The sequence below is a fragment of the Streptomyces sp. NPDC111507 genome (genome assembly GCF_055638955.1).
Genome location: NZ_JBVKBU010000003.1, coordinates 947842 through 961690, shown reverse-complemented (window position 1 = coordinate 961690; position 13849 = coordinate 947842). Strand labels below are relative to the sequence as shown.

12 protein-coding genes and 2 pseudogenes are annotated in these 13849 nt (G+C 70.9%); 6 read left to right on the top strand and 8 right to left on the bottom strand.

Features of this window, described 5'->3' with window-relative positions:
• Positions 1-21 precede the first annotated feature (21 nt).
• Together ACZ7M2_RS16990 and ACZ7M2_RS16985 are read left to right on the top strand one after the other, a co-directional pair.
• Positions 22-438 (top strand): hypothetical protein, encoded by a 417-nt coding sequence (locus tag ACZ7M2_RS16990; RefSeq protein WP_471595889.1) that lies wholly within the window; start codon positions 22-24, stop codon positions 436-438.
• 70 nt (positions 439-508) lie between these two features.
• The gene (locus tag ACZ7M2_RS16985; RefSeq protein ID WP_471595888.1) at positions 509-1621 is read left to right on the top strand and encodes a hypothetical protein; all 1113 of its coding nucleotides are present in this window, start codon (positions 509-511) and stop codon (positions 1619-1621) included.
• On the opposite strand, the pseudogene ACZ7M2_RS16980 reads toward ACZ7M2_RS16985, so the two are convergent.
• A pseudogene (locus tag ACZ7M2_RS16980) lies at positions 1527-1944 on the bottom strand (helix-turn-helix domain-containing protein); the annotation flags it as partial. The gene ACZ7M2_RS16985 and the pseudogene ACZ7M2_RS16980 sit on opposite strands and share 95 nt — an antisense overlap.
• On the opposite strand from ACZ7M2_RS16980, the pseudogene ACZ7M2_RS16975 reads away from it, so the two are divergent.
• From ACZ7M2_RS16975 to ACZ7M2_RS16960, 4 genes and pseudogenes are all read left to right on the top strand, one after another.
• Positions 1861-2415: pseudogene (locus ACZ7M2_RS16975) on the top strand (saccharopine dehydrogenase); the annotation flags it as partial. The pseudogenes ACZ7M2_RS16980 and ACZ7M2_RS16975 overlap by 84 nt on opposite strands.
• 75 nt (positions 2416-2490) lie before the next feature.
• Complete coding sequence (locus ACZ7M2_RS16970; RefSeq protein WP_352053294.1) at positions 2491-2700, top strand: ferredoxin; 210 nt, start codon at positions 2491-2493, stop codon at positions 2698-2700.
• Positions 2690-4063, top strand: a complete 1374-nt coding sequence (locus ACZ7M2_RS16965; RefSeq protein ID WP_471595887.1) for an NAD(P)/FAD-dependent oxidoreductase — start codon at positions 2690-2692, stop codon at positions 4061-4063. The genes ACZ7M2_RS16970 and ACZ7M2_RS16965 overlap by 11 nt, the downstream gene beginning before the upstream one ends.
• Positions 4064-4094: 31 nt before the next feature.
• Entirely contained in the window at positions 4095-5291 is a 1197-nt protein-coding gene (locus tag ACZ7M2_RS16960) for a cytochrome P450 (RefSeq protein WP_471595886.1), read from the top strand.
• 39 nt (positions 5292-5330) lie between these two features.
• Here the strand turns inward: ACZ7M2_RS16960 and ACZ7M2_RS16955 are convergent, their stop codons facing one another.
• The 7 genes from ACZ7M2_RS16955 to ACZ7M2_RS16925 all read right to left on the bottom strand — a co-directional run bounded on the left by ACZ7M2_RS16955 (position 5331) and on the right by ACZ7M2_RS16925 (position 13652).
• Positions 5331-6725, bottom strand: a complete 1395-nt coding sequence (locus tag ACZ7M2_RS16955) for a serine hydrolase domain-containing protein (protein WP_471595885.1) — start codon at positions 6723-6725, stop codon at positions 5331-5333.
• Between the two features lie 134 nt (positions 6726-6859).
• Complete coding sequence (kdpA, locus tag ACZ7M2_RS16950) at positions 6860-8509, bottom strand: potassium-transporting ATPase subunit KdpA (RefSeq protein WP_471595884.1); 1650 nt, start codon at positions 8507-8509, stop codon at positions 6860-6862.
• Positions 8510-8511: 2 nt separating this feature from the next.
• A complete protein-coding gene (locus tag ACZ7M2_RS16945) occupies positions 8512-9399 on the bottom strand; it encodes a potassium-transporting ATPase subunit C (protein WP_471595883.1) in 888 nt (295 codons plus the stop codon).
• A gap of 2 nt (positions 9400-9401) precedes the next feature.
• On the bottom strand, positions 9402-11567 hold the full coding sequence (gene kdpB / locus ACZ7M2_RS16940; RefSeq protein WP_471595882.1) for a potassium-transporting ATPase subunit KdpB: 2166 nt from the start codon (positions 11565-11567) through the stop codon (positions 9402-9404).
• A complete protein-coding gene (kdpF, locus tag ACZ7M2_RS16935) occupies positions 11567-11656 on the bottom strand; it encodes a K(+)-transporting ATPase subunit F (protein ID WP_101913836.1) in 90 nt (29 codons plus the stop codon). The genes kdpB and kdpF overlap by 1 nt, the downstream gene beginning before the upstream one ends.
• A gap of 133 nt (positions 11657-11789) precedes the next feature.
• Entirely contained in the window at positions 11790-13226 is a 1437-nt protein-coding gene (gene lysA, locus ACZ7M2_RS16930) for a diaminopimelate decarboxylase (protein ID WP_471595881.1), read from the bottom strand.
• Between the two features lie 9 nt (positions 13227-13235).
• A complete protein-coding gene (locus tag ACZ7M2_RS16925) occupies positions 13236-13652 on the bottom strand; it encodes an SAV_915 family protein (protein WP_470056408.1) in 417 nt (138 codons plus the stop codon).
• Between the last annotated feature and the right edge of the window lie 197 nt (positions 13653-13849).

Here is a 13849-nt window from a genome sequence, read left to right as displayed (position 1 = left end):
CCTCATCGAGGAAGGAACACCATGGGAATCTTCGGGAAGCGCAAGAGCCGTGAGGAGAAGGCCGTCGAGATCGCGAACCAAGTCGCCGGCGGCAAGGGCTTCTACGGCCGGACCACACGCGCGTTCCTCGGCGCCGAGGACTTCGGCAGGCTCCAGCAGTCGGTCGGCGCGCACCAGTCCGGCGTCGATGTGCGGCGACTGCTCGCCATGGGCGCGCCCACCGTGTCCGCCGTCGTCGTGTCGATCGGTGACACCGGCAAGTCGGTCAACTTCGACCCGGTGGTGGACCTGGTCGTCCAGCCGGCCGGAGGCACCGACCAGGTCACGCTCCAGACCATCGTGTCGAAGGTGCGGATCCCCCGCACCGGCGACCAGGTGCTGCTGCTGTCCGACCCCGCGCGGCCCGGGGGCTACCTGTACGCCGGGATGGCGTCATGACCGACTCCGCTTCCCGCGCGGGACGGTCCGGTGCCGGTCGCGGTCGTCCGGACCGGACTCGGTCACTGTCATGACGATCACCGAGAGCCCGCGGCCCACCCGCAACGGTCCGGTCGCTCTCACACGAGGGTTCCTGACCAGCGGTGTGATCGGGGCGTCCCTGGCCGCTCTCGTCGTCGGTGGCGTCATCGAGAACGTTCCGCTGTTCTGCACGGGCCTGGGCCTGCCCATGGCATACGGCGCGTTGTACTCCGTGGCCGGCAGGCCCCGACGCGCGCGTGCGGCGGCCGTCGTGCCCCGCACGGCTCTCGCGATGATCGAGAGCCTGCACGCCACCGGGGCCGAGTTGTCGGCGGACGTACCGATCCGTTTCGTCCTCTCGGTCGCGCCGGACGACGGGCCGGCGTACCGCGTCGAGATCACACAGGACATCAACCTGGTCGACGTCCCCGGCTACCGGCCGCGCGGCATCCTGGTGGTCGAGTACCCGCAGGACCGGCCGTGGCGGGTCCGGATCGTCAAGCGGCCGACACCGGAATGGGAGCGCCGGGCCGCCGGGGCCCTCCTGGACTCCGCGCCCGAGTCCGCCGTGGTGGAACGGCCCCCCGAGGGCTGCGCGTTCGGCATCGTCCTCCTCGTCGGACTCCTGCTCGGCGCGGCCGCCGTGATCCTGTCGTTCCGCGCGGACCTGTTCGGCAACGAGGCCACCGCGCGGCCACCCGCCGCGGCGCGGCCCTCCACCTCCTCGACGTCGTCGTCCACCACGGTCACGTCGTCCGCGGGGCTGGCCACGGTCGCCCTGGGCCCGGACCGGTCACTGCTCGGCAAGGGTGAACTGCGCCGGGCCGTCGACTCCCTGACCCAGGGCAAGGACACGAGCCCGGTGCTCTCCGTCGTCGTCCAGGAACACGTGATGTCGGTGGTGTACGCCCCCACCGGCACCCCGGTCCCCGGGTTCGGCCTGCGGTCCCTGCCGTACGAACGTCTCCCCGCCCTGGTCGAGGAGGCTGTCTCCACCCTCGGCGTCCGCTCCCCGCGGACCTGGCAGCTCAGCGTCGCCCATCTGACCGGCGCCCTCGCCATCCGGGTCACCGTGACCGGCCCCGACGGCGGGGCCTCGCTCGACGCGGACGCGAAGGGAAAGGTCGTACGCCGCGACCCGGCACGCCGACCGTCCGGTTGAAGTGTCGTGGCGGTGCCCATGCCGGTGGTTGTCGCGGTGGCGTCGACGACGGCGTCGGTGGTCTCCAGCAACTCCTGGGCGCGGTGGATCCGTTGGGTCGGCAGCCATTGCAGCGGAGTGGTGCCGGTCACCGCCCGGACGTGGCGGCCCAGCCGGCGCGAACTCATCCGGGCCTGGCGTGCCAGGTCCTCCACGGTGAGTGGATGGCCGAGGCGTTCGATCACCCAGGGGAGCAGCGTGGCGACCTGCCGGCCACCGCCGCGATGGGGGACTGGACGGCGGCCGACGAAGCGGACATCGCGTACGGACTGAACAGGCGGCACCCCACCCCCGGGACACGCACCGCGGGCACGGTCTCGCAGGAGCGGCGAGGCGGCCGGCGCGTCCGCCACACGGACGGGCGGTCGCAGTGCCACGACGACAAGCCGACGCTCCTGAAGTGGCCCTTCCCCGACCCGACGGGCACCAGGGAGGTCATCGCGGAGTTCACGATGGCCGACGTGGTCACCATCCCCAGCCACCTCTCCGTCCCCGAGGTACGCATCCACATGACGACCGAAGGGGCCAGAGACCTCTCAGCCCCGGACACACCGGCGCCGACCGCGGCCCACGAGGACGGGCGGTCCGACCAGACCTTCGTCGTCGACGTCGTCGTACGCTCCGGTGGCACCGAACGGCGCGCTGTGGCACGCGGCCGGGACATCCACGCCGTCAGCGCGCCGCTCGCGGTGGAGGCGGTCCACCGCATCCTGACCGGCCGGATCCACATCGTCGGTGTCGCCTCCGCCGGTGAGCGGTGGCCGTGCGGGCTTCCGGATCTGCCCCCATGCTGGAAATGAGGGGGCGAGGCCACGGAGGAGGTGGTGAGGATGCAGACCGTTGTGGATCTCACGCGCTGCCAGGGCTATGCGCAGTGCGTGTTCCTCGCACCGGAGGTGTTCGAGCTGCACGGCGAGGAAGGGCTGCTGTACGCCACGGCCGTCCCGGACGACCAGGTCCAGCGCGTGCGCCAGGCCGCGGCGGCGTGCCCGGTCCAGGCGATCCTTCTCGGTGAAGGGGTGAGCGCCGGTGCCCGGTGATCTGAGCGACGGCCGCATCGTGATCGTCGGCGCGTCGCTGGCCGGGTTGAGGGCCGCGGAGACGCTGCGCGAGCAGGGCTTCACCGGCTCACTGACCCTGGTGGGGGACGAGCCCTGGGCGCCTTACGACCGGCCACCGCTGTCCAAGCAGGTGCTGCTCGGCAAGGCGCCGGCGCACACCACGGCGCTGCCGATGCGCCGGGACCCGGACGCCGACTGGCGACTGGGAGTGGCCGCCACCGGCGTGGACCCTTTGGAGAAGCGGGTGATGCTGGCCGACGGCGAGTCGCTGGCGTACGACCGGCTGCTGATCGCCACCGGGACCCGGGCGCGCCCCTGGCCCGACCCGGATGAGGCCTCCCTGGACGGCGTGTTCACCCTGCGCACCAGTGACGAGGCCGGGAGGCTGGCCGAGCGGCTGGACGCCGGGCCGGAGCGGGTGCTGGTGATCGGCGCCGGTTTCACCGGTTCGGAGATCGCCTCCGCCTGCCGGGAGCGGGGCATCGAGGTCACGGTCGCGGAACGCGGCCCCGCACCCCTGGTGGGCGCGCTCGGCGGCACCCTGGCGCAACTCGCGGCAACCATGCACCGCAATCACGGCGTGGACCTGCGCTGCGGGGTGACGGTCACCGCTCTGCGCGGGGACGGGAACGGCCGGTTCACCGGCGCGGACCTGTCCGACGGCAGTCGTGTCGAGGCGGATGTGTGCGTGGTGGCGTTGGGAGCGGTCCGCAACGTCGAGTGGCTGGCGGAGTCCGGGCTGGCGGCGGGTCCGCGCGGGGTCGCCTGCGACGCCGGGTGCCGGGCCTTCAACATGTACGGGATCGTCACCGACGACGTCTTCGTGGCCGGTGACGTCTCCCGGTTCCCGCACCCGCTGTTCGGGTACCAGATGCTCTCCCTGGAGCACTGGGGCAACGCGGTCGAACAGGCCGAGGTGGCGGCTCACAACATGGTCAGTCCGGGGCCGCTGCGGCGTCCGCACCTGGCCGTCCCGACGTTTTGGTCGACCCAGTTCGGGCTCAACATCAAGTCGGTGGGCGTGCCCACCTACTCCGACCACGTGGTCATCGCCCAGGGCTCTTTGGAGGCGCGCCGTCTGGCGGTGGTCTACGGCTACCAGGGACGGGTCACCGCCGCGGTCACCGTCGACATGGCCAAGTCGCTCGACTACTACAAGAACCTGATCGAGACGGCCGCTCCGTTCCCGCCCCCGCCCGGCGCGGCGGACCGCGCCATCGCGGCCGACGTCACGATTCCGTCCGACGTGCCCGACCCGAGCGGGCTGTCGCACGGCCCCACGGTGGCGCTCACCGGTTATCTGCCCGATCGACGGCTGACGGTGGTGCATCCCACGCGCTGACCCACGTCCCGCCCGACCACGAGGAGCCACCATGGCCTCCGAGACCTTGCTGGCACGGATCTCCGACTACGCGAACCGCCCCGACCCCTACCCGCTGTACGCGGAACTCCGCGAGGCCGGTCCCGTGGTGCGGCAGGCCGACGGCAGCTGTCTGATCGGCACCTACCACGAGATCGCCGCTCTGCTCCACGACCCGCGGATGAGTGCCGAACCGCGCAGCCGCACCGACTCGTCGTCCGAGGAGGCGAGGCGGCCGCCGTTCCTGCGGCTCGACGACCCCGAGCACCACAGACTGCGCACCCTGACCATGCGTCCGTTCGGGCCGCCGCACACCCCCGGCAGGGTCGACGCCATGCGCGGCGAGATCACCCGCATCACCGACGAACTGGTCGAGGCGCTCCGGGACCGCGAGCAGATCGACGTCGTCGACGACTTCGCCTACCCCCTGCCCATCACCGTCATCTGCCGGCTGATGGGCGTCCCGCGCGAGGACGAGGCACTGTTCCAGGAATGGACCGAAGTGATCGTCGCGTCCGCCGACATCGGGCCCGAAGAGGACACCACCGAACGGGACAAGGCGGGTTTGCAGGCCCGCCAGGAGATGGGCCGCTACCTGGTCGACCTCGCCGAACAGCGCCGCGGCCATCCCACCGGCGACATGCTCTCCGACTTCGTCAACGAACCGGACCCCGCCCTGCGGCTCACCGTCGAGGAACTGGCGGAAACCACCATCCTGTTGTTCATCGCCGGACACGAGACCACGGTCAACCTGATCACCAACGGCGTCCTCACCCTGCTGCGCCGACCCGACGAGCTGGACCGGCTGCGCCGCGCACCCGACCTGCTGCCGCACGCGGTGGAGGAACTGCTGCGCTACGAACCCCCGGTCCACATGCGCGAGAGGATCCCTCTCTCCGACATCGACGTCGCCGGCACCACGATCCCCCAGGGCACGTCCGTCGTCCTGGCGCTGGCCTCGGGCAGCCGCGACCCCAAGCGGTTCCACGAGCCCGACCGCTTCGACCCCGCCCGCCCGGACAACGAGCACTTCGGCTTCGGCAGCGGGATCCATCTCTGCTACGGCGCACCACTCGCCCGCATCGAAGCCGAGACCGCGCTCGGCGCGCTGCTTCCCCACCTCGCCGCGGCCCGCCTGGTCCAGGACCCGCCCCCCTACCGGCAGAACGCCATGCTCCGCGGCCCCCGCCACCTGACCGTCCACCTATGACCGGCGATACGGCGGCCATGCGGTGAGGTGGTCAGGCCGTCACCGGGAGACCACGGAAAGCCGGTGGAACAACCGGCCGGCGAGGTCGGCCCCGACGATCACGCCATGCTCGTCGCGGCTGAAGAAGCCGCGTTGCCCCTTCAGGCCGCCGCCGGTGACGATGTATTCGTCCGCGTCGCCGAGCAATAGACCGAGACCGGCCGGCGGAAGATCCGGGGGCAGTTCGGTGTCCGCCGCCGCGCGGACCTCCGGCTTGATCCCGCATGCGATCGTCAATCCGGCCCCCTCCGTGGCGATGGTGAGCGTCATCAAGTCGTTCCCGTAGCTCCCGACGATCTCCCGGGCCCGCTCCTCGTCGTAGGGAAGCGGCTCCGGGTCCCGGTCGACAGCCCCGAGGCAGTGCTCGAGCGCCCACCGGACGGCTGCCTGGTTGAAGGCGAGGCCGCCGTCCGGGCCCGCGTTGGACAGTGCGACGACCGCGAAGTCGCGTTCGGGCACGATCAGCAGCTCGGCGAACTGGCCGTTGGCCGATCCACCATGACCGACGGTGCGAAGACCGCCCACGTCGCGCAGGAACCAGCAGATGCCGAACGCGTCGCCGAGTGTGCTGCCCCGCAACTCGACCGTCTGCTCCCGCATCCGCCGCAGGGCCTCGGCGGGCAGCACCTGGACACCGTCCTGTGTACGGCCGTCACCCAGGTGGAACCGGGCCCAACGAAGCACGTCCGCCACCGAGGAGGCGCCGCCCCCACCGGGGTTGTTGCCGCGGCTGTCCTTCCACTTCCGCGCGACGGCCGGCGCCCCGTCCTCACCGACGTTGTGCCCCACCGCGAACCGCCGTGTCATGACGTCGTTGGTGGCGAAGGAGGAATGCGAGAGGCCCAACGGCTCGAACAGCAGCGAGGCGATGGCCTGTTCATAGGTCAGCCCCGTGACGGTTTCCATGATCCGGCCGGCCAGGTTGTACCCCATCTGGCTGTAGGAGGCCCGCGCACCGGGCGGCGCGATGAGTTCCGACTCGGACATCCTTGCCACATACGCCGCCAGGGCATCGTCCCCCTCGCCGGTGTCGACGCTCATCCTCCAGTCAAGGCCCGCGGTGTGATTGAGCAGTTGCAACACGGTGATCTCCGCCGCGGTCCGCCCGTCCGGGAGCACGAGCTCGGGAACGTAGCGGCGCACCGGTGCGTCCAGGTCGACCCGCCCGTCCGCGACCAGGCGCATCAGTGCGGTCGCCGTGAAGGACTTCGTGACCGAGCCCAGCACGAACAGCGTGTCCCGGTCGACGGGCAGGGGGTTCTCGACGCTCGTCACGCCGTGGCACCCGTAGACCTCCCGGCCCTCCGTCCAGATCCCGACGGCAACGCCGGGCACACCGAACTTCGTGGCCGTCGCCTCGACGAACGCCGGCAGCGTGTCCTGCTCATCGCTCATGACAACTCCCTCACCGAGGAAGGGGAGGAGTTCCCCCGTCTTCAGCCACGAACCTTGCCCGTCCCCGGCGTCGACCGCCAGAGGACCGGGATCGTCGGAACCCGGGATCGCAGGCTCAGCCGGTGCTCGGGCCGCTACAGCAGTCCGTCCGCGAGGGTGCCGAGGGACAGTGCCGGAAGGAAGTTGAGCAGTGCCAGGACGACGGCCGCGGCGGTGGCCAGGACGACGAAGTTGACGCCCTGGGCGCGCAGCGTGCCGACCGTGACGACGCCCGGCTGCTGCTTGGCGAGGCGACCGGCCAGGGCCAGCACGGCGACCATCGGGAGATACCGCCCTGCCGACATCGCGAACACCATCAGCAGGTTGTGGAAGTCGGTGGCGCCGTTGAAACCGGCCATCGCACTGCCGTTGCTGTTGGTATTGCTGGTGTACGCGTAGATGAGTTCGGTCAGGCCGTGTGCTCCAGGGTTCCCCATGGAGGTCTGGCCGTCGCCGAAGGCGAGCGCGACACCCGTGCACGTGAGGATCACGGTCGGCGGGATCAGCGCGTACACGACGACCCACCGCATCTCCCCGTACCCGATCCGCTTGCGCAGGTACTCGGGCGTGCGGCCGACCATCAGACCGCCGATGAAGACGGCCACCAGGACCACCATGATCAGGCCGTAGAGCCCGCTGCCGGTGCCGCCGGGAGCGATCTCACCGAGCATCATCGCGGACAGCAGCACACTGCCGCCGAGACTGGAGAAGCTGTCGTACGAGGAGTTGGCCGCGCCGTCCGCGGAACCCGTGGCCCCCACGCCGAAGAGTGTCGAGCCGGGGACGCCGAAGCGGGTCTCGGTGCCCTCGTACGGTCCGCCGACCGCCTGGGTGACCGTGCCGGTGTGGGCGCTCTGCGCGAGTGTGCCCGCGGCGACGAGCAGGCCGAAGAGGATGCCGACGACCGTGAGCAGGGTCCAGCTCTGCTTCAGGCTGCCGATCATCCGGCCGAACATGCGCACGCAGGCCGTCGGGACGAGCAGCATCAGCACGATCTCGAAGGCGTTGGTCCAGGCGCTCGGGTTCTCGAAGGGGTGGGCGCTGTTGGCGTTGAAGACGCCACCGCCGTCACCGGTGAACAGCTTGACCGGCTCCCAGGAGCCCACCGGCCCGTCGAGGATCGTCTGCTTGGCACCCGCGACCGTGGTGACGGTGTGTCCGCCGCCGAGGCTCTGGATGACACCGCCCGCCATCAGGATCAGGCCGCTGACGACCGCCATCGGGACCAGGATGCGGAAGATCGTGCGCAGCAGGTCGACCCAGAAGTTGCCGAGGTCGTCCGTGGACCGCCGGACCAGACCCCGGACCAGCGTGAGAGCCACGCAGATACCGACCGCCGCCGACGCGAACGCCTGCACGCCCAGGCCCGCCATGACGGCGAGATGTCCGGTGGTGGACTCACCGGCGTAGTTCTGCCAGCTGGTGTTGGTCGTGAAGGAGACGGCGGTGTGCAGCGCGAGCCGCCACGGCATGCCCTCGTGCCCCGTCGACCAGGGCAGCTTGCCCTGCAGGGTGAACAGGGCGAAGAGCGCCGCGACGCTCATGACGGAGAAGGCGAGCAGAGCGGTCAGGTAGTGCCGCCAGGTCTGCTCCTTGTCCGGGTCGATGCCGCAGACGCGGTAGAGAGCCTTCTCGCCCCGCCAGTGCTTCCCGCCGTCGAGCGCGCGGGCCATGTAGTCGCCGAGCGGGACGTGCAGCCCCACGACCACGGCGAGAATGATCGATGCCTGGATCCAGGCCGCCATGATCAGGCTCCCTGCTTAGGAGACGACGCGGTTGTCGCGGTCGTCGGGTACTTACGGTCGAGCGCGATGTTCAGCTCGAGGACATTGACGCCCGGCTCGCCGAGCACACCGAGCGCACGCCCGGTGGTGTACTTCGCGATCAGCGCCCGTACGTCGGCCACGCTCGCGCCGCGCTCATGTGCGACGCGCGGCGCCTGGAGCTTCGCGTACGCCGGGCTGATGTGCGGGTCGAGGCCGCTGCCGCTCGCGGTGACCGCGTCGGCGGGGACGACCGGGTTCGCCGGGGCGTCGCCACGCACGGGGACGGTCACGCCGTGGCTGTAGTCCGCGCCGGGCTTCGCGCAGGAGACACGAACTCCCTCGTACGAGGCGAGGAACGGCCGCGCGGGGCAGGCCTGGTCGAGGCTGACCACCTTGGTGACACGACCGCTCGTGCCGCCCGCGTGGAAGACGCCGAGGACCGCCCCGACGCCGTCGTCCGTGCAGTACGGGCGTGAACCGTCGACGCCTTCGAGGTCGCCGACCGCCTTGCTGCGCCCGCACACCAGGGTGAGCAGGCTCGGCTTGTCCTGGGTGTCGACGACGGACTCGGGGCCCTGGTTGCCGGCCCCCGATGCCGTGGCGTCGTATCCCGTACCGGCGTTGGAGGGCCGGGACTGGAAGTACTTCTTGACGGGGTTGCCCTTGGCGTCGGTGAAGGACTGGCCGATGAGCGAGGATCCGGCCGGTTTGCCGTCGGCGCCGGCGATCTCCGACGTGCCGTCGAGTCCGCGGACCTGGGCCGCCGCCACCATGGCCAGCGGATAGGCCAGGCCGGTCAGGAGAGTCAGGACGAGGACCACCCGGAGTGCTGCGATGTGCTGGGCGAGCCAGTGCGGGATGCGTGTCATGGTCAGATCCCCGGGATGAACTGGACGAGGGCGAAGTCGATGAACTTGATGGCCAGGAACGGGGCGATCACGCCGCCGAGTCCGTAGATCCACAGGTTGCGGGTGAGCAGGGCCGAGGCTGAGGAAGGCCGGTAGCGGACACCGCGCAGGGCGAGCGGGATCAGCGCCACGATGACCACCGCGTTGAAGACGACCGCGGAGAGGATCGCGGACAGCGGCGAGTGCAGAGCCATGATGTTGAGCCGGTCGAGCCCCGGGTACACCGCGGCGAACATCGCGGGCAGGATCGCGAAGTACTTGGCGATGTCGTTGGCGATCGAGAAGGTCGTGAGCGCGCCCCGGGTGATGAGGAGTTGCTTGCCGATCTCGACGATCTCGATGATCTTCGTGGGGTCGGAGTCGAGGTCGACCATGTTGCCGGCCTCCTTGGCGGCCGACGTACCCGTGTTCATCGCGACGCCCACGTCCGCCTGCGCGAGCGCCGGTGCGTCGTTCGTGCCGTCGCCCGTCATCGCGATGAGGTGACCACCGGCCTGCTCCCGCTTGATCAGCTCCAGCTTGTCCTCGGGCGTGGCCTCGGCCAGGAAGTCGTCGACGCCCGCCTCCTCGGCGATCGCCTTGGCGGTCACCGGGTTGTCGCCGGTGATCATCACCGTACGGATGCCCATCCGGCGCAGTTCGTCGAAGCGTTCACGCAGACCCGGCTTGACGACGTCCTTGAGGTGGACGACGCCGAGTACCTCGGCCCGGCCGCCGTGCGTGGACTGCGCCACGGCCAGCGGCGTGCCGCCCGAAGCGGAGACCTGCTGGACGATCGCCTCCAGCGCGAGCGGAACCTCGCCGCCCTGCTCGCGCACCCAGGCCGCGACCGATGCCGCCGCGCCCTTGCGCAGCCGTTGCCCGCTGGGAAGGTCGACTCCCGACATGCGGGTGGCGGCGGTGAAGCGCACCCACTCGGCGCCGTTCGCGACCCGCTCGGTCAACTCGTGTTTCTCGTAGGCGAACTCGACGATGGAACGGCCCTCGGGCGTCTCGTCGGCCAAGCTGGAAAGGAGCGCGGCCTGCGCCAGCCGCTCCATGGGGACCGCACCGACCGGCAGGAACGCGCTCGCCCGCCGGTTGCCGAAGGTGATCGTGCCGGTCTTGTCGAGCAGCAGGGTGTTGACGTCACCGGCCGCCTCGACCGCCCTGCCGGACATGGCAAGGACGTTGCGCTGCACCAGCCGGTCCATGCCCGCGATGCCGATCGCCGAGAGCAGCGCGCCGATCGTGGTCGGGATCAGACAGACGAGCAGCGAGACCAGCACGATGGCGGTGACGCCGTTCGAGGTCAGGGCCGCGGTGTCGTGCGCGGCGGCCATCGCGTCCTTGGAGAAGATCGCCATCGGTTGCAGGGTCACGACCGCGACCAGGAAGACGAAGGTCAGCATGACCAGCAGCAGGTTCAGCGCCAGCTCGTTGGGGGTCTTCTGCCGGTTGGCGCCCTCGACCAGGGTGATCATCCGGTCGAGGAAGCTCTCCCCGGGCTGCTGGGTGATCCGGACGACGAGGTGGTCGGAGAGCACCCGAGTGCCGCCGGTGACCGCGCTGCGGTCGCCGCCCGACTCGCGGATGACCGGCGCGGACTCACCGGTGATCGCCGACTCGTCGACGCTCGCCGCGCCCTGGATGACGTCGCCGTCGCCGGGGATCAGCTCCCCGGCCGGTACGGACACGATGTCGCCGCGCCTCAACTCGGACGCGGCGACGGCCTCTTCGAGGTAGGCGTCCTGAGGCGCCCCGGGCTCCCAGCCCGCGAGCCGCCAGGCGGTGGTCTGCTGCCGGGTCCTGCGCAGCGAGTCGGCCTGTGCCTTGCCGCGGCTCTCGGCCACGGCCTCGGCGAGGTTGGCGAAGACCACCGTCAGCCACAGCCAGCCGGTGATCAGCCACCCGAAGAGGCTGGGGTGGACCACCGCGACACCCGTGGTCAGCGCGGCACCGACCTCGGTCACGAACATGACCGGGTTACGGAACAGGGTGACCGGATTCAGCTTGCGCAGCGCCTGGGGGAGCGCGCGCCACAGCTGCGTCGGATCGAGCATTCCGGCGCCGACCCGGCGCGGTTGTTCCGGGCCCGGCGGAGGGGAGTCCGGTACGGGCGCGGGCCGGGTCTCGACGGGAGCGGACATCAGAACTTCTCCGGCTTGATCAGGGCGACGATCAGGTAGGCGAGCAGGGAGACGGCCACGATCAGGCCGACGGTGTTTTCGACGGTCATCGAGACCTCGTCCTCACACATAGAGGTATACAGATAGGGGACATTTACTGATCTTTCGGACTGCGAGTGCTGCGCAGGGGGCAGCCCTCCGCCGAGCGGGAGCTCGGCGGAGGTCCGGGGAAGGAACTCGGCGCTACAGTCCGACGTCCCGGCGGCTCATGTCGTCCAGCGATTCACGTCGTACGAGCACGCGCGCGATGCCGTCGGACACGGCGACCACGGGTGGGCGGCCGACGAGGTTGTAGCCGGAGGCCATGGACAGGTGGTAAGCGCCGGCCGCGGGGACGGCGAGGAGGTCGCCGGGGTGTACGTCGCCGGGGAGGGCCACTTCGTCCGCGAGGATGTCGCCGGCTTCGCAGTGCCGGCCGACGACGGTGACGAGGCGGGGCGGTGCGCAGGAGGGGCGGCCGATGAGCCGGGGTGCGTATCGCACTCCGTACAGCGCGGGTCTGGGGTTGTCGCTCATGCCGCCGTCGACGGCGACGAAGGTGTGGGAGCCGGTGCGCTTGACGGCCAGTACCCGGTAGACGGCGACGCCGGCGGGGCCGACGACGGCCCGGCCGGGCTCCAGGGTGAGCCGGGGCACGGGCAGCCCGGCGCGGGCGCAGCCGTCCTCCAGTTCGGCGCGGACCCGTCCGGCCAGGACGGAGATGTTCAGGCTTTCCTCGCCGGGGCGGTAGGCGATGGCGTGGCCGCCGCCGATGTTCAGCTGGGGGAGGGTGATGCCGTGCTGGTCGCGGATGCGGGCGAGCAGTCCGGTCATGCGTCGTACGGCGGCGACGTACGGTTTCACGGTGGCGACCTGCGACCCGATGTGGCAGTGCAGGCCGACGAGTTCGAGGTGCGGCTGGTCGAGTATCCGGGTGACGGCGTGCTGTGCGGAGCCGTCGGTGAGGGACAGGCCGAACTTCTGGTCGTCGGTGCCGGTGCGTACCTTGGCGTGTCCGCCGGCGACGATGCCGGGGACCACGCGCACCATGACGGGCTGGCGGGTGCCGGGGGGTGTGATCGCGGCGAGCCGGGCGATCTCGGAGGTGCTGTCCACGACGATGCGACCGACACCGAGGCGCAGCGCGGTGCTCAGGTCCTCGGGGCTCTTGGCGTTGCCGTGCAGCACGATCTTCTCGGGCGGAAAGCCGGTGGTGACGGCGAGCGCGAGTTCCCCGGCGGAGCAGACGTCCAGACCGAGGCCTTCCTCCTGGACCCAGTGGGCCATGGCCCGGCACAGGAACGCCTTGGCGGCGTAGACGATGTCGGCGTCGGGGAACGCGGTGCGGTAGGCGCGGCAGCGCTCGCGGACCTCCTGTTCGTCGAGGACGTAGAGGGGGGTGCCGAAGCGGTCGGCGGCCTCAGCGAGGGAGACACCGCCGACGGAGACGTCCCCGTGGGGTTCGGGGCGGGCGGAGCGGGGCCAGACGGAGAGGCCTTCGGCGTCGCGTGCGTCGACGCGGGCTGCTCCTTCGCCGGGGCTGTCGGCCCCGGGTGCCCGGTGCAGTTCCTGATCGGACGGATCCTGAACAGGCGGTTCCTGCGCGATCTGTTCCTGCGCGGGCAGTTCCTGAATGGACATGACGCCTCCTCAGCCGATCAGCAGGTTCAGGCACGCGACGACGGCGGCGGCGCCGGTCACCCGCAGGGCGCCGACGTGCTGGGGATGCCAGCGGCGCCAGGAGTTCTCGCGTTCACGGGCCGTGGCCGCGGTGCGGTCGGCGGAGGGGGCGGAGAACTGCGGGTCGACGGTGAGGGCGGTGACGCCCAGGGGCGCGGCGAGGGCGCGCAGTGCGGGTTCGGAGAGCCGGATGCAGGCCTGGTCCGTGCCGAGAGTGGCGGTGAGCTTGGCCGCCGAGGTGAAGCCGACGGCCGTACGGCCGCCCAGCGGGGTGCGGAAGAACCGGGCCGTACAGCCCGCGGGCCCCGACCGGACAGGAACGAAGAGAAGTCCGGCCGGGAAGCGTTCGGAAGGCTCCGGGTCCTCGGAATGCTCGACTGGAGACATGGTTGCTGCTCCTCGAAGAAGGCGACGTGCGCCGCCCGGTCGGATCGGCCGGGCGCTTCGATGAAGCTATGCCCGCCCGACCGGGTACGGGGCCCCTCACTGACGGATGCTTGACGCGCTGCCCCCGACCCATAACGCGACGCTGATGGGCAGGAGGATGCCTGGTCAGCGGGCGCCTAAGGGATGGCGCCTGCGGA

Excerpts from the sequence above, each read along its gene's own strand:
- ACZ7M2_RS16990 (WP_471595889.1), top strand. The coding sequence starts at position 22 with ATGGGAATCTTCGGGAAGCGCAAGAGCCGTGAGGAGAAGGCCGTCGAG.
- ACZ7M2_RS16985 (WP_471595888.1), top strand. The coding sequence starts at position 509 with ATGACGATCACCGAGAGCCCGCGGCCCACCCGCAACGGTCCGGTCGCT.
- ACZ7M2_RS16970 (WP_352053294.1), top strand. The coding sequence starts at position 2,491 with ATGCAGACCGTTGTGGATCTCACGCGCTGCCAGGGCTATGCGCAGTGC.
- ACZ7M2_RS16960 (WP_471595886.1), top strand. The coding sequence starts at position 4,095 with ATGGCCTCCGAGACCTTGCTGGCACGGATCTCCGACTACGCGAACCGC.
- ACZ7M2_RS16955 (WP_471595885.1), bottom strand. The coding sequence starts at position 6,725 with ATGAGCGATGAGCAGGACACGCTGCCGGCGTTCGTCGAGGCGACGGCC.
- kdpA (WP_471595884.1), bottom strand. The coding sequence starts at position 8,509 with ATGGCGGCCTGGATCCAGGCATCGATCATTCTCGCCGTGGTCGTGGGG.
- ACZ7M2_RS16945 (WP_471595883.1), bottom strand. The coding sequence starts at position 9,399 with ATGACACGCATCCCGCACTGGCTCGCCCAGCACATCGCAGCACTCCGG.
- kdpB (WP_471595882.1), bottom strand. The coding sequence starts at position 11,567 with ATGTCCGCTCCCGTCGAGACCCGGCCCGCGCCCGTACCGGACTCCCCT.
- kdpF (WP_101913836.1), bottom strand. The coding sequence starts at position 11,656 with ATGACCGTCGAAAACACCGTCGGCCTGATCGTGGCCGTCTCCCTGCTC.
- lysA (WP_471595881.1), bottom strand. The coding sequence starts at position 13,226 with ATGTCCATTCAGGAACTGCCCGCGCAGGAACAGATCGCGCAGGAACCG.
- ACZ7M2_RS16925 (WP_470056408.1), bottom strand. The coding sequence starts at position 13,652 with ATGTCTCCAGTCGAGCATTCCGAGGACCCGGAGCCTTCCGAACGCTTC.